At 70.7% G+C, this 23,328-nt stretch carries 11 protein-coding genes; 2 read left to right on the top strand and 9 right to left on the bottom strand.

The window, feature by feature from the left end; all coding sequences use genetic code 11:
- Nucleotides 1-353 precede the first annotated feature (353 nt).
- Complete coding sequence (locus tag ACFV8T_RS40775) at nt 354-3,335, top strand: BTAD domain-containing putative transcriptional regulator (protein WP_385337661.1); 2,982 nt, start codon at nt 354-356, stop codon at nt 3,333-3,335.
- Nucleotides 3,336-3,432: 97 nt separating this feature from the next.
- Here the strand turns inward: ACFV8T_RS40775 and ACFV8T_RS40770 are convergent, their stop codons facing one another.
- Together ACFV8T_RS40770 and ACFV8T_RS40765 are read right to left on the bottom strand one after the other, a co-directional pair.
- Nucleotides 3,433-3,657: a hypothetical protein gene (locus ACFV8T_RS40770; protein ID WP_385337658.1), complete on the bottom strand. Its 225-nt coding sequence runs from the start codon at nt 3,655-3,657 to the stop codon at nt 3,433-3,435.
- A 140-nt stretch (nt 3,658-3,797) separates the two neighbouring features.
- Complete coding sequence (locus ACFV8T_RS40765; RefSeq protein WP_385337655.1) at nt 3,798-4,511, bottom strand: ABC transporter ATP-binding protein; 714 nt, start codon at nt 4,509-4,511, stop codon at nt 3,798-3,800.
- Between the two features lie 261 nt (nt 4,512-4,772).
- On the opposite strand from ACFV8T_RS40765, the gene ACFV8T_RS40760 reads away from it, so the two are divergent.
- Nucleotides 4,773-6,617, top strand: coding sequence for a BTAD domain-containing putative transcriptional regulator (locus ACFV8T_RS40760; protein ID WP_385337652.1), 1,845 nt, complete (start codon nt 4,773-4,775; stop codon nt 6,615-6,617).
- Nucleotides 6,618-6,638: 21 nt separating this feature from the next.
- Here the strand turns inward: ACFV8T_RS40760 and ACFV8T_RS40755 are convergent, their stop codons facing one another.
- The 7 genes from ACFV8T_RS40755 to ACFV8T_RS40725 form a co-directional block, all read right to left on the bottom strand.
- Nucleotides 6,639-7,121: a hypothetical protein gene (locus ACFV8T_RS40755; RefSeq protein WP_385337650.1), complete on the bottom strand. Its 483-nt coding sequence runs from the start codon at nt 7,119-7,121 to the stop codon at nt 6,639-6,641.
- On the bottom strand, nt 7,118-7,885 hold the full coding sequence (locus ACFV8T_RS40750; RefSeq protein WP_385337647.1) for a 4'-phosphopantetheinyl transferase family protein: 768 nt from the start codon (nt 7,883-7,885) through the stop codon (nt 7,118-7,120). Before ACFV8T_RS40750 ends, ACFV8T_RS40755 begins: the two co-directional genes overlap by 4 nt.
- 10 nt (nt 7,886-7,895) lie before the next feature.
- Entirely contained in the window at nt 7,896-8,681 is a 786-nt protein-coding gene (locus ACFV8T_RS40745; protein WP_385337644.1) for a thioesterase II family protein, read from the bottom strand.
- Between the two features lie 35 nt (nt 8,682-8,716).
- A complete protein-coding gene (locus ACFV8T_RS40740) occupies nt 8,717-9,658 on the bottom strand; it encodes a TauD/TfdA family dioxygenase (RefSeq protein WP_385337641.1) in 942 nt (313 codons plus the stop codon).
- Nucleotides 9,655-10,989: an MFS transporter gene (locus tag ACFV8T_RS40735; protein ID WP_385337638.1), complete on the bottom strand. Its 1,335-nt coding sequence runs from the start codon at nt 10,987-10,989 to the stop codon at nt 9,655-9,657. Before ACFV8T_RS40735 ends, ACFV8T_RS40740 begins: the two co-directional genes overlap by 4 nt.
- The gene (locus ACFV8T_RS40730) at nt 10,986-11,957 is read right to left on the bottom strand and encodes an ornithine carbamoyltransferase (RefSeq protein WP_385337635.1); all 972 of its coding nucleotides are present in this window, start codon (nt 11,955-11,957) and stop codon (nt 10,986-10,988) included. Before ACFV8T_RS40730 ends, ACFV8T_RS40735 begins: the two co-directional genes overlap by 4 nt.
- 69 nt (nt 11,958-12,026) lie before the next feature.
- The gene (locus tag ACFV8T_RS40725) at nt 12,027-23,258 is read right to left on the bottom strand and encodes an amino acid adenylation domain-containing protein (protein WP_385337701.1); all 11,232 of its coding nucleotides are present in this window, start codon (nt 23,256-23,258) and stop codon (nt 12,027-12,029) included.
- Nucleotides 23,259-23,328: the final 70 nt, after the last annotated feature.

The following is a 23,328-nucleotide window of genomic DNA, read 5'->3' as shown; positions in this document are numbered from 1 at the left end:
CGGCCGCTTCCGGCTGCCCCGGCATGGGGCCTGGCCGCCTCCGGCCACGGGCCGGAATTCGCCCCGGTGACGGTTGGCGCGAACAGGGGCGGCGAGGAACACGCTCACCCCGGCCGGGGAACCGGAACCACGAACTTCGGGACGGGCTGAACCGTCCGCGCGCGGACGACCCGCACGATGGCCGCTGCTCATATGCCGCAACCCCACAGAGTCCTTGCCCGAGGTGCGTCGGTGCCGGGGGACTGCGCGGCCGTTGGACTATCGGTGAGCAATGATCATAATGACCTGTCGAGTATGTTTGGCTCGGTAGCACCGGGGGGGCTGGTCGAATGGAGCCATTGACGTTTCGGGTCTTGGGCCCGTTGACAGTGCACGCGGGCGAGGGAGCTGTGGTCCGCGTCGGAGGCCGCAGACAACGGAACGTCCTGGCAGCGCTGCTGATGGCCCGCAACCGCGTCGTCTCGGTGGACTCTCTCATCGACGTGGTCTGGCCCGGGGGAGCCCCGGCCACGGCCCGCAACCAGATCGCCATCTGCGTCGCGGGACTGCGCAAGGCCTTCAGCGAGCAAGCCGGCGTCACCGACCTGATCACCACCGCACACCCGGGTTACATCCTCAACAGCCGAGGTCACTACATCGACGCGTCCGACTTCGAGGAGCGTGTCCAGCAGGCCAGGGACCAGGTCCGCGCGGGTCAGACCGCAGTGGCCTGTGAGCTGATCAACGACGCGCTCTCGCTGTGGCGCGGGCCCGCTTTCGACGGACTGGACGCGGAGCGGTTGATGGAGGAGGCGGAGCGGCTGGCGTCGGTGCGGCTCAGCGCCTATGAGGACTATGCCGAACTTCAGTTGAAACTGGGGCGGCACCGCACTCTCATACCAGAGCTCGCCGCACACGTGCATGAGTACCCGCTGCGTGAACAGGCCCGGGCCCATCTGGTGCTGGCCCACTACCGGGCCGGCCGCAGGGCCGACGCGTTAGCCGTCTTCCGCGAGGGCCGCGAGCTGATGGTGCGCGAGCTGGGCATCGAACCCGGGCCCGCTCTGCAGGCCTTGCACAAGCTCGTCCTGCAGGACTCCCCGACGCTGACCCCGCCGCAGACCAACCCGGCGCCCGCACAGCAAGCCGGCATACCCACCCAACTCCCTGTCCAATCCGCCTCGTTCACCGGCCGCGCCGACGTGCTGCGTCGGCTCGACCGGATGCTGGACGAGCAGCTGGGTCACAGCCCCCTCTCCGTCGGGGTGATCAGCGGGGTGAGCGGTGTGGGCAAGACCGCGCTCGCTGTGCACTGGGCCAATCAGGTCGTCAGTTGCTTTCCCGATGGGCAGTTCTACGTCGACCTGCGCGGGTTTCACGAGGAGGAGCCGGCCTCCGCGAGTGCCGTCCTCGACCAGTTCCTGCGCGGGCTCGGCGTGCAGACGGCGCAGATCCCGGCCGACACGGGTGAGCGGGCGGCGCTCTACCGCAGTCTGCTGGGCGGCCGCCGCGTACTGATCATTCTGGACAATGCCCGGGACGCGGAGCAGGTCCGTCCGCTGCTGCCCGGCAACGGTCGCTGCTGCGTGCTGATCACCAGCCGGCAGCCCATGACCGATCTGCTCGGTGACTACGCCGTGATTCAGGTGCCGCTCCAGGTGATGTCGCCGAGCGAGGCGGAGTCCCTGCTCGCGGAGATCGCCGGAGCGGAGCGGATCGCGGTGCACCCGGAAGCCACCACCCACCTGGCCGCCCTGTGCGATCGGCTGCCGTTGGCGCTGCGCATAGCCGGGGCGCGGCTAGCGGCGAAACCGTACTGGTCCGTGCCCGACCTGGTGCGACGGCTGCGCAACCAGCGGCGCCGTCTCGACGAGCTCAGCCTCGGCGACCGCGGCATACGCGCCGGATTCCGGCTCAGCTACCGCGAACTGTCCCCGCTGGCCCGAAGACTCTACCGGCTCGTCGGTCTGCAGCCGATGCCCACCTTCGCCGGCTGGGTCGCCTCTTCGCTGCTGGCCTCCGACAGCGACCGGGCCGAAGTGCTGATCGAGGAACTGCTCGAAGCACAGTTGCTGGAGGTTGCTTCCATCGATGCCGTCCTCGGCGTGCGCTACAGATGTCCGGATCTGCTGAGGGTCTTTGCCTGGGAGCGGGCGTGCGACGAGGAGAGCGAGGAGGAGCGGGCGGCGGCCCTCAAGCGGGTGCACGCGGCCTACCTGCAGCTTGCGGACGCGGCTCACCAGCGAGAATACGGTGGTGACGGGCCCTTCGAGTACGGGGCGCCGCTGCTCCGGCCGCTGCAGAAGGGCCTGGTGGAGTCACTGGTGAAGGACCCGCTCGCCTGGCTGGAGTCGGAGCGCACGGCGCTGATCGGCGTCATAGGCCAGGCGGCCGCCGCCGACGATTCTGCCGCGGCCTGGGGGCTGACCGTGAATGCCAGCACCCTCTTCGAGGCGCACAACTATCTGGAGGACTGGCGCTCCTGCGCCACCGCTTCACTCGCCGCCGCGGAGCGTACCGGCGATCTGCGCGGCCGGGCGACGATGCTGCGGTCGATGGGCATGCTCGCGATCTACCAGCGCCAGTACAAGGAAGCCGCATCCTGGCTGGATCGTTCGCTCCCGCTGTTCGAGTCGATGGAAGCGCCGCACGGGCTCGCTCTGACGCTGCGCAATCTGGCACTGTGCCGACGGTTCTCGGGTGACCTGGCCGAGGCGGGGCGGCTGACTCGGCGCTCCCTGGCGGGCTTTCGCACGGCCGGAGACCTCGCCGGGGAATCACATGCCTTGGGGTTGCTGGCCCAGATCGAACTGGAGAGCGGTAACGTGGTCGAGGGGGCGACGCTGTCCACCGACGCCATCGCCAAGAGCCGCGCGGCCGGTTCCCACCGGGGCGAGGCGCAGAACTCCTACCGTCTCGCCGAGGCGCTGATGCTGCAGGGTGACTACCTCGCAGCCGAGCAGGTGTGCTTCGAGGCGCTGGCTCTCATCGACTCGGACAGTGACCGGCTCGGCGAAGGTCATGTGCTGCGTGGCATCGGTGAGGCCCGCTGGCGCCGTGGTGCGCCTTCCGCGGCACTGCTGGTGCTGCAGCAGAGCCTGGAAGCTGCCGAGGTCGTCACTGACGGCTATCTGGGGGCGCGCGCGCGGACGGACCTCGCCTGTGCGCGGCTCCTGCTGGGCTCAGGGGACACGGTGGAGATGCTGGAGACGGCGCGCGAGGCGTTTGCCGGACTCGGCGCTCACGCCTGGGAGGAGCGTGCCGCTCGGCTGCTGCGGCTGGCACAGCGACTGCAGACCGAACCGGACATGGACCCGCCGACCCCGCAGGAGCTGGCGCGCACCGTGGACGGGTGAGGTGGTCCGGGCGCGGGCAGGAGCGAGGCCGGCCTCATGGCTGTGATGTCCATGAGGCCGGCTGCATGCATGGGGCGGCCGCTTCGCGGCCCCGGGGTCAGGTCCAGGGGACCTCGCCCTCCGTTGCGGCCTGGATCACTAAGCGTGCGACCCCGGTGTCGACCTTGGCCGACATCGTCCCCTCCAGGGTCCACGGAACCTCACTCGCCACCACCGCGGGCTGCCCTGCCACCTCGGATGCTGCCGAGGCGCTGCCCGCGAGGGCGGGACCGAGGGCGATAGCGGCGGCGATCGTGGCGGCGACTCTGCGGTTGTGAAGCATCCTTGTTTCCCCCTTGTCAGTTCTGAGCTCCGGTGCGATCAGCTCGGCCGGAGCAACTGGAAGAAGACTAGGAAGTCGCATTATTATCGCGATATCACTCGGATTTCGGGCGTTGTGATCACGGCCCGGACGGTTCCGGGTCAGGACCAGGCACCGAGGTGCGTCATGCGCTCCGCGACGCTGGCCGCCGTGGGGGCGTCCAGATGGCCGGCGAGTAACCCGTCCGCGAGGAAGAGGACCCGGTCCGCGTAGGAGGCGGCGCCCGGATCGTGGGTCACCATCACCACGCTCTGCCCTGCCTCGTCCACGCACGCCCGTAGCAGGGAGAGGATCTCCCGGGCGGTGACGGTGTCCAGGGCACCGGTTGGCTCGTCACCGAAGATGACGTCCGGGCGGGTGACGAGCGCTCGGGCGATGGCAACACGCTGCTGCTGGCCGCCGGAGAGCTCGCCCGGCCGGTGATCGGTGCGGCCGGTCAGTCCGACCCGCTCCACGATCTCCCGCAGCCAGCCGTCCTCGATGCGCTCACCGGCCAACCGCAGCGGCAGTTCGATGTTCTGTCGTACCGTCAGGGAGGACACGAGATTGAACGACTGGAAGACGAAGCCGACCTGTCGGCGACGCAGTTTCGTCAGGGCCGTCTCACCCAGCCGCGTCAGCTCGGTCCCACCGATGCTGGCGGAGCCCGACGTCGGACGATCCAGCCCGGCAGCGCAGTGCAGGAACGTGGACTTGCCCGAGCCGGAGGGGCCCATCACGGCGGTGAAGGTGCCGTGCGGGATGTCGACCGAGACGCCGTCGAGCGCGCGGACCTGAGCGCCGTCCTTCCCGTACAGTTTGGTAACTCCGGTCATGGTCAGGGCAGATGTCCGACTCCGTTCGCCTTCGCGGGGCAGAGCACCGCTGATGTCGATCCGCATGGGGGCTGGTCCTCTCGTTACAGGGCTTCCGCCGCCAGACTGCCCGGTCCTTCTCTGATCGTTCTATGCAGGGCGGCGGGTTGGGTAGATTCTCCGCGATCAGTGCGAAATCAAAGTGATATTCGGCCGAAAGTGGTCCCTCTTATCGTCGTCGGCAGACAGTGCCCACCGCGCTGTCAGACGGACGGGGGAAACATGGACTTTCGAGTTCTCGGACCGATCGAGGCGAGATCCGGCGATACCCGCGTCCCGCTCTCCGGGTCGAAGGTGCACACGGTTCTTGCCGCGCTGCTCCTCGCCCGCGGACGGGTCGTGTCCGACCAGCGGCTCACCTCGCTGCTGTGGGGGTGGGATCCACCCGCCACGGCCAGCGCGCAGATCTACACCTACATGTCGCGGCTGCGCAAACGGCTCGGCGACCAGGTCGAGATCGTCCGGCGCCCACCTGGCTATGTGCTGTTCGCCCGGGACAGCCGCATCGACCTGCTGGAGTTCGAGAGGCTGGAGCAGAAAGGCCGGGCGGCGCTCGGGGAGGGCCGCTACCGGGAGGCGGCGGGACTGCTCGACCGCGCCCTGGCCCTGTGGAACGGGCCCGCGCTCAGCAACGCCACCCACCATCTGTGCGAGGGGGAGCTGCCGCAGCTGGAGGAGGCGCACACCCTTGCCCTGGAAGGCCGGATCGAGGCGGACCTGGCGCTCGGCCGGCACGAGGAGGTCCTCGCGGAACTCACCGGACTGGTGGCCCGGTTCCCCGTCCGTGAGCAGCTGAGGGCTCAGCTGATGACCGCGCTGTACCGGTGTGGCCGGCAGGCCGACGCGCTGCACACCTACCACGATGCGCGCAAGGTGCTCGCCGACCAGCTCGGCGTGGACCCCGGCGCCGCCCTGGACGCCGCCTACCAGGCGGTGCTGAATGGGAGTATTGGGCAGGAGTCGCCGCCCCTGATCGCTCTGCGGGACCAGGTTTCCGGCGCGCAGGTACCGGCGATGCTGCCGCCCGACTGGGAGGACTTCACCGGACGGGCCGCCGAACTCCAGGTTCTGCGCACGGTTCTGGAACCCGACGTCTCTCCGGGCTGGAAGCCCCGGCGCTGCCTGGTCACCGGCATGGCAGGCGTGGGCAAGACGACCCTCGCGGTGCACGCGGCGCACCTGAGCACCCATCATCACCCGGACGGCCAGCTGTACGTGGAACTGCGCGAGCCGGACGGTACGCCCCGCGACCCGTGCACCGCGCTGGTGCGGCTGCTTCGGGCCCTCGGCGAACCCCGGATCGACAGCCCCGGCGTCCACGACGATCTGGAGGAGCTGACCCGGCTCTACCGTGCCCGCACCGCCGGCAAGCGGCTGCTCGTCGTCCTGGACGACGCGGTCGGCGACCTGCAGGTGCGGCCGTTGCTGCCGAGCACGGTGACGGCATCGGTGCTCATCACCTGCCGCACCCACCTCGCCCAGGTGCCCGGTGCCCAGACCGTCCGGCTCGGGCCGCTGGACCACGCGCAGTCGCGGGCACTGCTCGCCTCCGCGGCGGGCCGGAGCCGGATTTCGGCGGAACCGGAGGCAGCCGACGCCCTCCTCGCACACTGCGGAGGGCTGCCCCTCGCGCTGCGTATCACCGGCACCCGGCTCGCCGCGCGCCCGCACTGGTCACCGGCCCGGTTGGCGGCGCAGCTCGCCGATCCGCGGACCCGGCTGGATGAACTGCGCTTCGGCGACCTCAGCGTGCGGCAGGCGCTCGGACGCTCGTTGCCGCTGTTGTCCCACCTCGGCCTCGTGGTCCTGCGCGGCCTGGCCCGCCTGGCCGACGGGTCCTGCACCGTCCAGCAGATGGCGCTCGCCCTGGAGACCGGCGAGGCGGAGGCCGAGCGAGGCCTGGAGGAGCTCGTCGACGGCGCGCTGCTGACCATCAACGGGCTGGATCTGCTGGGTCGGCCCATCTACCACTGCCACCCGCTGGTACGGCTGTTCGCGTACGAGCTGGGCCGCTTGTGCCTCGTTCCGTCGCAGCGCCGCTCGGCCACCGAGGTCGTCCGAAGGTGACGGTGCAGGACGCTCAGCCGGTCACCACGAGCCGGGAGCGCGGCGGAACACCGGGGTGAAACGGTCGACGGCCGGCAGCAGCAGGGTGCGTACGACGGTCCACACGTCGGAAACCACGTGCTCGCGCGCCGGCCGTTCCTCGGCGGTCAGGGCGGCGGTGGTGATCTCCCACGCCGCCGCGACAGCCGCGGCGGCCCACACGTCGCACCCGGGCTGGAGGCGGTGTGTCACCGCCCGGCCCGGGTCGAGACGTTCTGCCAGGGCCGCTGCTTCCCGGCGGCGGGCCTCGGCGGCGACCGGGAGTTCCGACCGGGCGAACAGGGCCGAGGAACCGGGGTCCTCGTAGACATGGCGCACCCAGGCGCAGAATCGCATCCGCTCGCGGGCCTCCCAGTCGTAGGCGGTGCCGGGGTCGGCGGCCGTCACCGCCTCCGTCAGCCGACGGAGGAACTCCTCCCAGTCGGTCTCGCGGGACAGCGGTGCGGCGGTGGTCTCCAGAGTCATGACGGATCCTCGTCTCGGTACGTGCAGGGATGGATGTCGACGGTCGAGGGGACGGCGGCCCGCGGGGTCGCCACGGCTGCGACGTAGCCGTCGCCCAGGTTCAGGCCGGCCACCGACCATGTGGTGACGGCGCCTTGGTGCAGGTGGTCGATCAGCACCGGACCGGGCCTGTCCGCGTGGGTCTCCAGACGGCCCGGCACGGCCCCGGACAGACCGGTTCCGACGGCCTTGACCACGGCTTCCTTACGGGTCCAGGCGCGCAGCAGGACCCGGTCGTGCTCCGGCCCCGCGGGCACCCGGAGCACGACGGCGCGCTCACGGGGTGTCAGCGTCGACCGCGCCAGCGCGTCGCCGCGCACCGCACGCAGAGCCTCCACGTCCACGCCTACCCGCGCCCCCTCGCTCACAGCCAGCAGGCCCAGGCCCGTCGTGCGCGAGAGGCTTATGGCCAGCGGTACTTCGGGGTGATCGAGCCGCGGCGGGCCGTGGCACGGATCGCCGCAGCCGGGACACTGCTCCCGGCCCAGCACCACCTCGGCCGCCGATACCCCTAGCAGCGTACCCAGCGCACGCCGCGCCGCGGCCCGGGTGCGGGTGAAGGACGCTGCGGCCCGCTCGCTGCGAAAGCGCCGCAGCCGTGCGCGTTCGGCCGGCCCGAGCAGTGCCGCATCCGCCGGGTCGACCCGCTCGGGGAGCTCCCACCACCACACCTGGGTCCGTGCCAGGTGCGCCGGGCTCGGCTCGGCTCCGGTGGGTATGGGCATGGCATCTCCCTCAGGACGGCAGTAGAACGGCCTGAATCAGTCGTAGCAGGGCGCGCCGGTGGCGATCGAGATAGAAGTGGCCACCGGGATAGACCCGGTGGTTGAAGCCGCCTCCGGTGAGGTGCGCCCAGGTCAGCGCCCCCTCGACAGGCACCAGCGGGTCGCGGTCCCCGATCAGCGCCGTGATCGGGGACCGCAGCACGTCCAGCTCTCCGAGGGCGGGCCGGTATGCGGAACTGAGCCGGTAGTCGGCCCGCAGCGACGGCAGCAACAGTGCTGCCAGTTCCGGGTCGTTCAGGAGCTCGGTGCCCGGCGCGCCCAGTCGCTGGATCTCGGCGATCAGGGCCGGATCGTCATAGGCGCCGATGTCCACCGGGTCGCCGACGTGCGGTGCCGCCGAACCGGAAACGAACAGTCGCTCCGGACCGTGCCCGTACAGCCGCTCCAGCCTCCGGGCCACCTCGTAGGCGATGTCCGAGCCCAGACTGTGGCCGAAGAATGCGTACGGCAGGTCGAGGTACGGGCGCAGCGCCTCGGTGATCCGGTCCGCGAGCTCGTCCATCCGCTCCACAGGTGGTTCCCGGAACCTGTCCTGGCGGGCCGGCAGCCGGGCTGCCAGGACCTCGATCTCGCCGGGCAGATTCTCGGGCCACTCCCGGAAGAGGCCGGCACCGCCGCCGGCATGAGGGAAACAGACCAGCCGTACCCGCGGATACGAGGTACGGGGCCGGCGCCGGAACCAGCGCGCGGGGTCCTCCGCCGGCGCGGTACCCGGGGATTCGGTGGGCAGGGTCATGGTTTCTCCGTACGAAAGCTGGGGCGGTGTACCGCTCAGTCGGTCATGGCGACGAGCACCCGGCGGCTCCCGGTGAAGGGGCGTCGGCCGTGCCCGACCAGGATGTTGTCGATGACCAGCAGGTCGCCGGTGTTCCAGTCGACATCGACGGCGGTCTCCAGGCCCCGGTCGCGGATCTGCAGGACATGGGCGTCGGGGATCGGGGTGCCGTCGGCGAAGGACACGTACTGAGGCAGCTCCTCCGCCGGCAGCAACTGGGCGAGAGCGCCCGCGGCTTCGTCGCCCAGGGCCGCCGGGTGCCACTGGTCGGCCTGGTTGAACCAGACCTCGGCGCCGGTGACCGGGTGCCGGACAGTGGCGGGGCGCACCAGGCTGACCCGGATGCCGCCGTCCGACCGCCACGCCCACTCGGCGCTGGTCCCGGCCAGGTACGTCTCGACGGCACTCCGGTCGGTGGTCTCGAAGGTGTCCTGCCAGCTCTTGCCGAGGCCCATTCCGTCGTGCAGATTCTGGGTGTACCGCACGCCGCCGGCGAAGGCCTCCCGGACCTCCGGGTCCAGGGCGGCCAGCCATGCCTCGCCGTCGACGACCGGGGTGGCACCGCCGGTCTCGGCGGCCTGCTCGCAGAAGAAGGCGAGCCGACGGGGCCAGCTCTCGGCGTACGACAGCTCGTTGTGCATGGAGATGGTGAACTGTTGCGGATACTCGGTCGAGGTGTAGAGGTTGTCCCCGACCTTGGTGCGTGGGGAGTTGCCGTGCACATAGGCGAGCCGGTTGGGCAGAACCAGCTCAAGGGCCGAGTCGACGGTGTCCGCCGTCAGGCCGAATCCGCGGAAGACCACGGCCTTGTGTTCGGTGAGCAGGCTGCCGAAGCGCGCGCTGTCGGTGAGGAAGGACAGCAGCCCCTCGGGGGTGGCCGGCGTTCTGGTGTCGGCGGCGGTCAGCTCCAGCAGGGGCGTGCCGGTGGTGGTGGTCACGTCGTTCCCTTCTTCCGACCTTCCGGTTCTTCCGGTCGTGTGTCGGTCATCGTTGGGTGCGGGGAGGGCTGGGCACTCGGCCCGGCCTGTTCGGGCAGTGCGGCGGCGGGCAGCAGGAAGGAGGACAGGGCGATCAGCCCCATGACGGACGCCGCGCCGAACACGGTGGTGCCGGTTCCGAAGTGCTCCAGGGCGAAGCCGCCGGCGAACGTGCCGAGTGAGGAGGCCCCCGTGGCGATCAGCCCCATCGCGGCGCCGGCCCGGCCCTGGAGCCGGTCGGGTGTGACGGTCACCTGGTAGATGCCACCCGCGACATTGGTGACGCTGCCGATCATGGCGGCGCCGAGGAAGATCAGGCCGAGCAGCAGTGGGTTACCGGTCAGGCCCACCAGCGGCATGAGCAGTGCCCAGCCGATGGAGCCGCCGATCAGCAGCGCGCGCAGACCGAACCGGCGTATCCACCAGGAGCCGGTCAGCGCGCCGAGCATGCCGCCCAGTCCGCTGACCGCCGTGATGACACCGACGAGGGCCGCCGAGCTGCCGTGGTCCTTGAGGATGAGGATCAGGGCCAGCGAGAGAACCTGGAAGAGCAGGTTGGAACCGCTGAGCAGCAGCATGCCGAAGCGAAGGAAGCGCTGCCCCCATGTCCACGAGAGTCCCTCGCGCAGCTCGGCAGTGATGTTCCCGGGCTGCTGCGGGCGTTCGTCCTGGAAGTTCTTGCGGATCAGCAGGAGAGAGAACAGCGAGACGGCGTGTGCGGCCGTGGCCAGGGCGAAGGGCGCTGAGCGGGCGACCGCGTACAGGACGCTGCCGCCGGGCTGACCGAGCAGGCCCGCGGCCTGGGTGCGTGCTTCGTTGGCGGACATCGCCTTCGGTAGCTGGGCGGCCGGCACCAGATGGCGTACACCGGCCCGTTCGGCGAGCCGGTAGAAGATCGAGAGGCTGCCCTGGACGAAGGCCGCCGCCATCAGCAGCCAGATCCACACATGACCGGCGACCACCGACGCGGCGACCGCACCTGTGGCGAGCAGCGAGCCCACGTCGCAAAGGATCATCATGCGGCGTCGGTCGAACCGGTCGACCAGCGCACCGGCGTGCATCTGTACCAGCAGATTCGGCAACAGCGCGGCGAAGCCCACCAGACCGGCCGAACTCGCGGAGCCGGTGGTCCAGATGACCAGCAGCGGATAGGCGATGCCGCTGACCCGGGTGCCGAGGGCGGTGGCGGCTGCGCCCACCCACAGCAGGACGAAGTCGCGGTTGCGGCTCAGCGGGGCCACGTCGGGGGACTCCGGTCCGGCTGCGGGCTGCGCGGAGGGTGCGGTCGTCACAGTTCCGCCGTCCCACCGGTTGCGTCGGCGACGGCGCCGTGCCGGATCCACTCCAGGACGGCCATGGCGCTGTGCATCTTGTTCTCCGCCTGGTCGAAGGCGATGCTGGCCGGTCCGTCCAGCACCTCGGCGGTGACCTCCTCGCCCCGGTGGGCGGGCAGATCGTGCAGGAACAGTGCCTTCGGGGAGTGCTCCCACAACGCGCCGGTGACCTGGAAGGGGGCGAAGGCCTCGCGCCAGCCGGGGTCGGGCTTGCTGGTGCCGGTGGTCTGCCAGCGCGTGGTGTAGATGGCGTCGACCCCGGTGGGCAGGTCCTCCATGTGGTGCGCCTCGATGATCCGGGAGCCGTACCGCTGCGCCTGCTCCTCGGCGCGCTTCAGCACCCGCTGCTCGACGCCGTAGCCGGGCGGCGTGCGCAGTTCCAGACTGGTTCCGGGGAACCGGGTGAGCGCCAGGGCGAGGGCGGCGGCGGTGTTGTTGCCCTCGCCCGCGTACAGGAGGCTCAGCCCCTCCACCCGGCCGAAGGCCAGCTGGAGCGTGGTCAGGTCGGTGAGCCCCTGGGTGGGGTGCTCGGCGGCGCTCATGGCGTTGACGACGGGCAGCCGCCCACCGCCGGACAGGCCCAGCAGTTCGGCGTCGGGCCCGGCGGTACGGGCGACGAGAACGTCGAGCATCCGGGACATGACCTGTCCGGTGTCCTCCACGGTCTCGCCGGTGTTGACCTGAAGGTCGCCGGGCCCGTACGTGACGATCTGCGCGCCGAGGCGCAGCGCGCCCACGGAGAACGCGGAACGGGTCCGGGTGGAGGTCTTCTTGAAGTAGATTCCGGCGACCCAGCCGGAAAGCGGCTTCTCGGCGCGGCCTTCGCCGGAGGCGAAGTGGGCGCCGCGGGTGACGACGGATCGCAGGTCCGCGTCGGTGAGGTCGTCGATGGACAGCAGCATGCGCGCGGTGGCGGAAGTGGTCATGTGAGCCCGTCCTTGGCGGGTAGGGGGGTGGGGCGTAGGTAGCGGGGAAGGCACGTCAGATGCTCACTTTCAGTCCTGGGCCTCGGGGTTGACCCGGCCCGCCTCCCACAGGCGGGCCAGCTCGCCCTTGGCGGACCAGCGGTCCTGCTCGCGCACGGCCGCCATCAGCCACTTCAGGACGGGCCTCGAGTGCTCGGCGTTGGCCAGCATCACCAGTCCGGTGCCGGACTCCATCTGGCTCAGCGCCATGGCGCGGTAGCCGGCGGTCTGTCCGGTGTGGCCGTAGTCGAGTCCGCCGCCGGAGGCATCGACGAACACACCCATGCCGTAGAAGTGGCACGGCTCGACGATCGTGAGCATCCGTTCGGCCAGCTCCCGGGTGAGCACCGGAGACGGCAGGCCGCGGTGGGCCCGGCGGATCTCGACCGTGACGCGGGCGAGGTCGGACGCAGTGGTCCACAGTCCGGCCGCGGCGGTGTCGGGATGTGCCTGCCAGCCCTCGGGGTGCACCGTGCCCGGCGCGTCGTGTCCGTACGCCACCGGGTGCCCGAGGCCCCGTGGGTCGCTCTCCACATAGTGGCTGTGCGTCATTCCGAGGGGAGCCAGGACCAGTTCGCGCATCAGATGCTCGAAGGACTCGCCCGTGACGTCCTCCATGAGCTGCTGCAGGACGGTGTAGCTGATGTTGTTCTTCAGGAACACCTCGCCGGGGACCCCTTCCAGCCGGCCGGCCGGGGTCTTGGCCGGGGCCCGCCCGAGCAGCACATCCAGTGCGGTCGGCAGCGGTTCGGACGGCGTGTAGTAGTGGTCGTCCGGGTTGTCGGTGGCGTTGTGGACGGCGCCGGTGAAGCGCAGCAGCCGTTCGGCGGTGACCGGGTTGGCCGGGTCGGTGCCGGATACCTGCCAGGACGTCAGATAGCGGTTGACGTCCTCGCCCAGGTCGACCACCCCGTCCTTGGCGAGCCGCAGCACGCCGAGGGCCGTGACGTGCTTGCTGATCGACCCGGCCGGGAAGAGCGTGTCCGGGGTGACCGCCTCCTGGCCTCCGGCACGGGTCACGCCGTAGGCCCGGATCCCGGCGATCTCGCCGTCCCGGATGACGGCGACGCTGACGCCGGGCACCCCGTGCTCGGCCATCACCCCCGTGGGGGAGGGCAGTTCGGCCGGGCTCTCGGGTACGACCCGGAGACCGAGCGCGTCCTGGTGGGCCATCACCAGGCGCAATGCCTCGGCGAGCGCGTCGGGATCCGCCTCGGGCGTGGGCGGCGCGGGGTCGACTGCGGCGGCCAGCTCGGCCAGCGTCTCGTTCTCGTACAGCGTGCTCAGCGAGACCACCAGACCCGCCTTGCGCGCTGCGGAGATCACCGGGAGCACCCGGACGGAGTCGCCGCCGAGCCCGAAGAAGCTGTCGTCCAGACCGACGCGTTCGACGCCGAGCACCTGGCACCAGACGTCGGCGAGGAGGCGCTCGGTCTCGGTGCGTGGTGCCCGGTGGGGGATACCGGAGTCCGGGCCGGAGCGGCTCGGCGCGGGCAGCGCCCGGCGGTCGACCTTGCCGGACACGGCCAGTGGCAGCGCCTCCAGGGTGACGAAGACCTGCGGGACCATGTAGTCGGGCAGCCGGGTTCGCAGATGCTCGACCAGATCGGCCCGGTCCGGCTCGGCGCCCTCTCCGGGTACGACGTAGGCGACCAGCCGTCGGTCGCCGGGGGTGTCCTCGCGTGCGAGAACCACGGTCTCCTGGACCCCCGGCGCGAGCAGCAGCGCCGCCTCGATCTCGCCGAGTTCCACGCGATAGCCGCGGATCTTGACCTGGTCGTCGCCGCGGCCCAGGAACTCCAGGGTGCCGTCGGGCCGGAACCTGGCCAGGTCACCGGTCCGGTACAGCCGGCTGCCCGGAGCACCGGCGAAGGGGTGCGGCACGAACTTCTCCGCGGTCAGCGCGGGACGCGCGTGGTAGCCGCGGGCCACCCCGGCACCACCCAGGTACAGCTCGCCGACCGTGCCGACCGGGACCGGCCACATCCCGGCGTCCAGCACGTACACCTGGGTGTTGGTGATGGGTCTGCCGATCGGCACCGGCCGGGTGGGGGCGTCGGCGTCGGTCGCATCGTGCACGACACAGCCGACCACCGTCTCCGTGGGACCGTACTCGTTGATGATCCGGGCGTTCGGCGCGACGCGGCGCCAGGCGGCGACGCTCTCGGCCTTCATCTCCTCGCCGCCCACCACGTAGGTGCGCACCGATTCGATGCCGCCCGCCTCGCCGACCTCCGTGGTGACCAGGTCGAGATGGGCCGGTGTGATCTTCACGATGCTGAAGTCGCCGTCACCGCAGAGCAGTTCGGGAAGAGCCTCCTGGCCGCGGTCGCCCGGTACGACCACCACGTCCCGGCCCGCGATCAGTGGCAGCAGGAAGCTGGGCACGGCCAGGTCGAAGGCGATCGAGCCGAACATCGGCGCCCCGTGCGTGCCGTCCATGCCGTAGTGGCGAAGGGCCCAGTCGAGGTAGTTGGCCAAGCCGTGGTGGGTGACCAGGACTCCCTTGGGCAGGCCCGTCGAGCCAGAGGTGTAGATGGTGTAGGCCAAGTCGTCGCCGTCGACCGGAGCCTGCGGGGCATGGCCCGGCCGGTCCGCGATCACCGCCGCGTCGCGGTCGACGCACACCACCCGGGCGTCGGTGGCAGGCAGCATGGCCAGCCGGTGTTGCTCGGTGACGAGCACGGGAGCCGCGCTGTCGGCGAGCTGGTGGCCGAGCCGTTCGGCGGGCGCCTCCGGGTCGAGCGGCAGATAGGCCGCGCCCGCTTTGAGTACACCGAGCACAGTGACCAACTGGTCGACGCCCCGTGCGGTGAGGACACCGACGAAGTCGCCTCGGCGGACTCCGAGTCCGAGCAGGTGGTGAGCCATTCGGTTGGCCGCCGCGTCCAGTTCGCCGTACGTCGTCGTGCGCTCGCCGACGACCACCGCGACCGTGTCTGCGGCGGCCGCCGCCTGCTCGGCGAAGCGGTGGTGCACGGGGCGGCTGTCGAAGCCGGTAGCGGCATTGCCGGCCCACGCGCCGAGAAGCCGCTCCCGCTCACCCTCCGGCAGGTACACGGTCCGTGCGTCACCGTCGAGATCGTCGACGATGGCGTCCAGGACCGCCCGGTACATCGCGCCGAGGCGTTCGGCCTCGGCCCGGGTCATGACCCGCGTGTTGGTCAGCAGCCCGAGTTCACCGGCCATCGTCGTGACGGCGAGGTCGAACTCGGTGCCCCCTTCACGGACGCTGCTGCTCATGTCCATGAGGTCGGTGTCGACCTGCCGGAAGTCCAGGTAGTTGAAAAAGACATCGATGAGGCGGCCGTGTCCGGCCTCCCGCTGCACCTCCGGCAGCGGGAATCGACGGTTGGGCCACAATGCCGTCTCCTCCGCGAACACCTGCTGGATCAGCTCCCGCCAGCTGTCTGCGCCGCGCCGGAAGCCGATCGGCAGAGTGGTCAGGTACATACCGATGACCTGCTCCGCGCCGGGCGCCTCGGGACGGGCGTCGCACACCAGGCCGCTGTGGAAGGAGTCCTCCTCGGTGAGCTGGCTCAGCACCTTCAGATGGGTGGCGAGCAGCACGCTCTTGACCGGTACGTCGGCCGCGCGGGCCGCCGCGCGGATCCGGTCCTGGATGTCGTGCAGGGACACCTCGACGGAGAAGGTCCGTGGCTCGGTGCCCTGCTCGGGCTCCTCGCCCCAGGCCGCCGGAACACCGAACCTGGTGTGCCGCTCGACGACGTCCTTCCAGTATCCGCGTTCGTCCGCCGAGGCCAGGGATTCCAGCTCTCCCGCGATGAAGTCGGCGAAGCGGACCCGGGGCTGCTCCGGATCGACGGGCCGGCGGCCTGCGCGCAGCTCACCGTAGGCGGTCAGCACCTCCATCCAGATGTTGTAGTGGCTCCAGCCCTCGATGATCGTGTGATTGAGGCTGATGAACAGGCGCCAGCCGTGATCGCTGAATGCGGCGGCGAGCCGCAGCAGCGTCGGCCGGGTCACGTCGAACGGGTTCTCCTGCTCGGCCGTGCTGATATCGGCGACCCGCGCGGCCACCTGGTCGGGGGCGAGCCCGGTCAGGTCGTGCACGGCCACCGGCATCTCGGCGTGCGCGTGCACCAGCTGCATCGGCACGGAGTACGTGTCGAGGTCGAGACCGGTACGCAGCGCCTCGTGCCGGGCGGTGACGATCTGCGCCGCCTCGTGCAGCGCGGCAGGGTCGAAGGGATGTCCGTCCTTGATGTCGAACGACGTGGTGTGGTGGTAGGTGCCGGTGCCGGAGGCGCTCAGCTGCTCGACGAGCATGCCGGTCTGCAGCTGCGACAGCGGATAGGCGTCGGTGACCGTGTCCGGCAGCAGCGCCCGGTCCTCGGCACTGATCAGTGAGAACGGCTCGGCATAGCGCAACTCGTCCCCCGTCCGCCCGGCACCGGCCGCGGCCAGCCGGGCGATCGTACGGTGCGTGAAGACATCGCCGACCGTCACATGGAAGCCCGCGGTGCGCAGCGCACCGACCAGGGCGACCGCCCGGATCGAGTCACCGCCGAGGTTGAAGAAGTTCTCCTCCACACCGACCCGGTCGACGCCGAGGATGTCCTGCCAGACCTGCGCCATGCGCCGTTCGCCGTCAGTACGGGGTGCCGTGAACTCCTGCGTCGCGGCGAGCGCGGCTTCGTCGGGCGCCGGCAGCGCCCGGACGTCGAGCTTGCCGTGCGCGGTGAGTGGCAGCCGCTCCAGTGCCACGAAGGCGGACGGGACCATGTACTCCGGCAGCCGTGCCACCAGGTGCTCGCGCAGCTCCACCGGCGAGGGTGCGGCGGCGGATTCGGCGACCGTGTACGCCACCAGCCGCTTGTCGCCCGGGGCGTCCTCGCGGAGGGTCACGGCGACGGCGGTGAGCGCGGGATGGCCGTGCAGCGCCGTCTCGACCTCGCCCGTTTCGATCCGGTGCCCGCGAAGCTTCACCTGGTGATCGGCGCGTCCGAGGAAGTCGAGCGTGCCGTCCGGCAGCCAGCGCACCAGGTCGCCCGTGCGGTACATCCGTTCCCCGGGGGTCCCGAACGGGTTCGGCACGAAGTGCTCGGCGGTGAGCCCGCCCCGGCGGTGGTAGCCGCGGGCCATTCCGGCCCCGCCGACGTACAGTTCGCCGGGCACGCCCCGGGGCACCAGCCGGAGTTCGCTGTCGACGACGTGAACGGTGGAAGCGTGCACCGGACGGCCGATCGGCACCGACCCGGCCCGCTCGTCCAGCGCGGTGATCACGTGCACGGCGGAGAAGGTGGTGTTCTCCGTCGGGCCGTACATGTTCACCAGCCGCTCGGGAGCGCCGGCTCGCAGCAGTTCCCTGACAGTGGTGACATCGCCGGCCTCGCCGCCGAAGCCGACCGTGCGCAGCCGGCCCAGTTGCTCAGGCATCGCCCGTGCCACGTGGTTGAACAGCGATGTCGTCAGGAACAGGACGGTGATGCCTTGCTTTTCGACGGCATGTGAGAGGGCCTCGGGCTCCAGCACGGTGTCCCGGTCCAGGATCTCCAGCCGGGCCCCGTTCAGCAGGGTGCCCCAGATCTCCGCGGTGGCGGCGTCGAAGGACGCACTGGAGGCGTGGGCCACCACGTCGTCCGGCTGCACCTCAAGGCTCGCGTCCTCCGTGACGGTCCGCACCACACCCCGGTGCGTGATCACCGTGCCCTTGGGGGTGCCCGTGGAGCCGGACGTGTACATCACGTAGGCCAGCTGGTCCGGGTGGACCGGCGGGAAGCCGCCCTGCGGGTCATCGGTGTCCGTGTCGAAGGCGGCCGAGAGGACCGCACCGGTCCAACCGTCGGGCGCCACGTCCGGGCTGCCGTCGGTGACCAGTACACCGACGCCCGAGTCGCGCAGCATCATTTCCTTGCGCTCGTCCGGATAGGCCGGATCGACCGGCAGATAGGCGGCGCCCGTCTTCAGCACCGCGAGCAGCGTCACCGGCAGCAGCGCCGAGCGGTCCATGCCGACCGCGACGACGGACCCGGGGACCGCTCCGGCCAGCCGCAGTCGTGCCGCCAACCGGTCTGTGCAGGAGTCCAGTTCGGCGTAGGTCAGCACGGTGCCGGCGTACGAGACGGCCGGGCTGTCGGGGCTCTTCGCCACTTGCTCGGCGAAGAGCCCGGTCACGGTCCCGTCCGTGCGGCCCGGCGCGCCGGTGCCCCAGCCGAGCAGTGCCTCCTCCTCGCCCGCCGGCAGCGGGGCCAATGCCTCGCCCTCGGTGTCGGCGGCCATCGCCAGGACCGTCGCCCGGTACATCGTGGCGATCCGTTCGGCCTCGGCGCGGCTGAGCACCCCGGTGTGCGTGGTCAGACTCAGCCGGCCGCCCGTGGTGGTGACGATCAGTGCGAATTCGGTGGCCGCGGCGCCGTCGCTGGCCTCCGCGTCGATCTCCCCGCCGTCGATGTGCCGGTAGTCCTGGTAGTTGAAGGTGACATCCACCAGACGGGTGCCGCCGGCGTCCCGTTGCATCGCGGGCAGCGGGTAGCGACGGTGCGCCCAGTCGGCCGCCTCCCGTCGGTACACCTGCGCCACCAGCTCCCGCCAACTGCGGGCGCCGCGGTCGAAGGCGAACGGGACGGTGTTGAGGTGCATGCCGAGCACGCGCTCGGCTCCCACGGCCTCCGGCCGGGCGTCGGTGGCGAGACCAGCGCTGAACCGCTCCTGCCCGGTCAGTCGGGCGAGTACCGCCAGGTGGGCGGCGTGCAGGACGGCCTTCATCGACGCCTGCGCCCGGCCCGCCAGCTTGCGCAGCCCGGTCTCCACGTCCGCGAACGGCACCCGTACCGTGAACGACTCCGGCTCGGCGGTGTCGTCCCCCAGGCCGGCGGGCAGCTCGAACGGCTCGTGGTCGGCGGTGACCGCCAGCCAGTGTGCGCGGTCCTCCTCGCCGGCCAGGGACTCGAGTTCACCGGACACGAAGTCGGCGTAGCGCACGACGGGCGCGCTCCACTCGCCGGGCCCGCCGCTCTCGCGGAACGAGCGGTACAGCTCGAGCAGCTCGGCCACCATCGAGTGATGGCTCCAGCCCTCCGTGATGGCGTGGCTCTGGGTGAGCCCGAGCCACCAGGCGCCCTCGTCCTCCCGCAGCACTGTGACCCGCAGCAGCGAGCGGGCGTCGGCGGGGAACGGGGTGATCCGTTCGGTGGCCACGAAGTCCGCCACGGATGCCTTCCGGGCAGACTCGTCGAGACCGCGCAGATCGCCCTCGGCGACCGGAAGTCCGGCCTCGCGGTGCACGAACTGCAGCGGCACCGAGTAGCCGGTCAGCGCGAAGGACGTCCGCAGTACCTCGTGCCGGGCGGTCAGTTCGGCCACGGCGGCACGCAGCGCCTCAAGTACCGGCGGCTGCTCGTCCAGCACCCGGAACGCGCTGACGTTGACGTACTTCAGGGCTTCGGAGTCGGCGAGCTGCTCCACCAGGATGCCCAACTGCCCCTGGGAGACCGGGTAGGCGTCGGCCAGCCCCTCGGGCAGGGCGTCCCGGTCGGCCTCGGGCACCAGGGCGAACGGCTCCACCGGTGTGAACGCCGGGCCGGACCGGCTCGGGTGATCCAGTGCGGCCAGCGAGGCGACCGTACGCGCGTCGAAGACGTCCCGGACGGACACGGTGAAGCCGGCCGTACGCAGCGCGCCCACCAGCGCGACCGCGCGGATCGAATCGCCGCCCACCTCGAAGAAGCTGTCCTCGACACCCGGCTCGTCGAGTCCCAGCACCTCGCCCCACACCGCGGCGATGCGCCGCTCGGCGTCCGTGCGCGGAGCGACATACTCCTGACGGGTCGTCAGCGCAGTCCAGTCGGGGGCGGGCAGTGCCTTGCGGTCCACCTTGGTATTGGAGATCAGCGGAATCCGCGCGAGCTCGGTGAACGCGGCCGGAACCATGTAGTCCGGCAGCCGGGCCCCGCAGTACGCGGCAAGTTCGGCCGGCGCGGGCAGGGCGCCGTCGGCCGGCACGGCGTACGCGGAGATCCGCGGGTCGCCCGGTGCGGAGGTATCCGTTACCACGGCCGCCTGAAGGATCGCCGGGTGCGTGTTCAGCAGGGCCTGGATCTCACCGAGTTCGACCCGGTAGCCGCGGATCTTCACCTGGTCGTCGACCCGGCCCAGGAACTCGACCCCGCCGTCGGCCAGCATCCGGCCCAGGTCGCCGGTGCGGTACAGCCGGGCGCCGGGCTCGCCGAACGGGTCCGGCAGGAACCGCTCGGCCGTCAGCGCCGGCCGGTTGAGATAGCCCCGGCTGACCTGCGACCCGCCGATGTAGAGCTCTCCCGGCACCCCGGCGGGCACAGGGTGGCCCTCCTGGTCCAGGACGTGCAGGCGGGCACTGGACAGCGGCCGGCCGATCGGGATGGCACCGGCGGCCAGATCGGCCTCGGTGATCCGGTGGTGAGTCACCTGTACCGTCGTCTCGGACGGCCCGTACAGCTCCACCAGCTGCGGCTTCTCGAGCCCGAACCGGTCGGTCCAGGGAGCGAGCTCGGCACCGGTGTGCTTTTCGCCGCCGAAGAACATGGCTCGCAGCGGCAGCCCGGTGATCCGCTCGTCGCCCCGCTCGGCCGCGGCCGCGATGCCGCGGAACGCCGACGGGCTGTTCAGCAGCACCGTGAAGCCTTCCGCGACCGCCAGGTCCAGCAGGGCGTCCGGGTCACGCGCGGTGTCGGCGTCGACAACCACCAGCCGGCCACCGTGCAGCAGCGCCGCCCACAGCTCGAACACCGAGACATCGAAGGCGAAGCCGTGCACCAGCGGCCACACGTGCCGCTCGTCCAGCGGGAACCGCTCGGCAGTGGCCCGCATCAGCGCCACCGCATTGGCGTGGCTCACGCCGATGCCCTTCGGGGTACCCGTGGACCCCGAGGTGTAGATCACGTACGCCAACTGCGCGGGATCCGTCACCTGCTCCGGAGCCGTGCCCGGGAGCGCGTCCAGCAGCGGCTCGTCGACGCCGTCCAGGACGATCAGTGAACCGGAGTGCGCTGCCTCGGCCACGGAGGCGTACGACGTCTCCGTGATGACCACCTTCGGCCCGAGATCCTCCACCATGGCGGCCAGCCGGGCGGTCGGCTGCGCCGGGTCCAGCGGCAGATATGCCGCACCGGCCTTCAGCACACCCAGCAGCGACGGCACGAGTCCCACGCCGCGAGCCAGGCACACACCCACCACAGACTCCGGCCCGACACCGAGGTCGCGCAGCCGGTGGGCGATCTGGTTGGCGCGGGCGTCCAGCTCCGCGTAGCTCAGCGTCGTACCACCCGCGGTCACTGCCCCGGCGCCCGGCCGCATCGAGGCCTGCGTCGCGAACAGGGCGTGCAGCGTGTCCGCCGACGGTTCAGGCACGGTCACCGGCGGAAACGCCAGCTCGCGGTCCGCATCCGAGAGGAAGGTCCGACGGGCGTCACCGTCCGGGTCCGCCGCCATGGCCTCCAGCACCAGCCGGTACATCTCGGCGAGCCGGTCCGCATGCGCCCGGTCCAGATACCGGGTGTCGGTGCGCAGGCCGATGTGGCCGCCGCGGGCGACCACGGCCAGCGGGAACTCCGTCGAGCCGATGCCGACGCTTGCCTCCTCGTCGACCACCGCGGAGTCCACCTGGTGGAAGTCCAGGAAATTGAAGACAGTGGACAGCAGCCGGCTGCCGCCCGCGTCCCGCTGGATGGCGGGGAGCGGGTATCGCCGGTGCCCCCACAGCTCCGCCTCCTGCCGGAACACCTGGCTCACCAGCTCGCGCCAGGTGACGGCCGCGCGCTCGTACGGGAACGGCACGGTGTTGAGGTGCATGCCCACGACCCGTTCGGCGCCCGGGAGTTCGGGACGGGCGTCGAAGGAGAGACCGGTGAAGAAGGACTCCTCCTCCGTGAGCTGCCCGAGAACCTTCAGATGCGCGGCCAGCACGACACTCTTCAGCGAAGCCCCGGCCGCCGTGGCCAGCTCCCGCAGCCGCGGCTCGAGATCACGCACCGGGACATGAACCTGGAACGTCTCGTACGACTCGGCGTCGACACCGAGCGGATGGCCCCACAGGGCCGGCAGCTCGAAGCCGCCGCGGTCGGTGACCATCGCGCGCCAGTACGACCGGTCGTCCTCGTCGTCGAGGGAGGCGAGTTCGGCGGCAACGAACTCCGCGTACCGGCTCGGCGTCGGATCCGCGGGCTCGAACGAGCCCGTCTCTACCAACTGTGCATACAGCTTCAGAAGTTCGGCCATCACCGAGTGGTAGCTCCAGCCCTCCAGGATCGGATGGGCATGGGTGAGCACCAGCCACCAGGACCCCTCGTCCTGCACCACGGCACGCGTCCTGAGCAGCGGCGGCCGGGCGAGGTCGAACGGTGTCCCGCTCTCTTCCTCGTTCACCGCACGCAGCGCGGCCGCGAATGCGCCCCTGTCCAGACCGGTCAGGTCGGTCACCGGCACCGGGTGCGTGACGGAGCCATGGACGAGTTGGAGGGGTTGGGAGTAGGTGGTGAGGTCGAAGGCGGTGCGGAGTATTTCGTGGCGGGTGAGGAGTTCGTCCGTGGCTTGTTGGAGTGCGTGGGGGTTGAGGGGTTGGTTGTCGCGGATGCGGAAGGCGTCGACGTTGTGGTAGGCGGCGTGGTCGGTGTCGAGGGACATTTCGACGAGCATGCCGAGTTGGACTTGGGAGATGGGGTAGGCGTCGGTGATGTGGTGGGGGAGTTGGTTGCGGTCGTGGTTGTTGATGAGTTCGTAGGGTTGGGTGTAGTGGTCGGTCTGGAGGGGGGTGTTTGTCGTGTCGAGGTGGTGGGCGAGTTCGGCGATGGTGCGGTGTTCGAAGATGTCCTGGACGGCGGCTTGGAGGCCGGCGGAGCGGATGGCGCCGACGAGGACGATGGCGCGGATGGAGTCGCCGCCGAGGTCGAAGAAGCTGTCCTCGGTGCTGACGCGGTCGAGTTGGAGGGCGGTTGCCCAGGCTTCGGTGAGTTTGGTTTCGGTTTCGGTGCGTGGGGCTGTGTAGGGTTTTTCGTTGTTTCGTTCGGGTGTGGGGAGGGCTTTGTGGTCGAGTTTGCCGGCGGTGTTGAGGGGCCAGGTGTCGAGTTCGACGAAGGTGCCGGGGATCATGTAGTCGGGGAGGGTTTGGCGGAGGTGGTTGCGTAGTTCGTTGTGGTTGGTTGGTGTGTGGGGGATGAGGTAGGCGATGAGCCAGGTGTCGCCGGTGTTTTCGGTGCGGGTGATGATGGTGGTGTCTTTGATGGTGGGGTGGGTGAGGAGGCGGGTTTCGATTTCGCCGAGTTCGATGCGGTGGCCGCGGATTTTGACTTGGTGGTCGGTGCGGCCGAGGAATTCGATTTCGCCGTTGGGGTGGCGT

Source organism: Streptomyces sp. NPDC059832, assembly GCF_042731715.1.
In the GTDB taxonomy this organism is placed as follows: Bacteria; Actinomycetota; Actinomycetes; order Streptomycetales; family Streptomycetaceae; genus Streptomyces.
The sequence above is the reverse complement of the archived record's forward strand: the minus strand, read 5'-3'. Positions and strand labels throughout refer to the sequence as shown.

Excerpts from the sequence above, each read along its gene's own strand:
- ACFV8T_RS40770 (WP_385337658.1), bottom strand. The coding sequence starts at position 3,657 with ATGCTTCACAACCGCAGAGTCGCCGCCACGATCGCCGCCGCTATCGCC.
- ACFV8T_RS40730 (WP_385337635.1), bottom strand. The coding sequence starts at position 11,957 with ATGACCACTTCCGCCACCGCGCGCATGCTGCTGTCCATCGACGACCTC.
- ACFV8T_RS40745 (WP_385337644.1), bottom strand. The coding sequence starts at position 8,681 with ATGACCCTGCCCACCGAATCCCCGGGTACCGCGCCGGCGGAGGACCCC.
- ACFV8T_RS40755 (WP_385337650.1), bottom strand. The coding sequence starts at position 7,121 with ATGACTCTGGAGACCACCGCCGCACCGCTGTCCCGCGAGACCGACTGG.
- ACFV8T_RS40750 (WP_385337647.1), bottom strand. The coding sequence starts at position 7,885 with ATGCCCATACCCACCGGAGCCGAGCCGAGCCCGGCGCACCTGGCACGG.
- ACFV8T_RS40760 (WP_385337652.1), top strand. The coding sequence starts at position 4,773 with ATGGACTTTCGAGTTCTCGGACCGATCGAGGCGAGATCCGGCGATACC.
- ACFV8T_RS40765 (WP_385337655.1), bottom strand. The coding sequence starts at position 4,511 with ATGACCGGAGTTACCAAACTGTACGGGAAGGACGGCGCTCAGGTCCGC.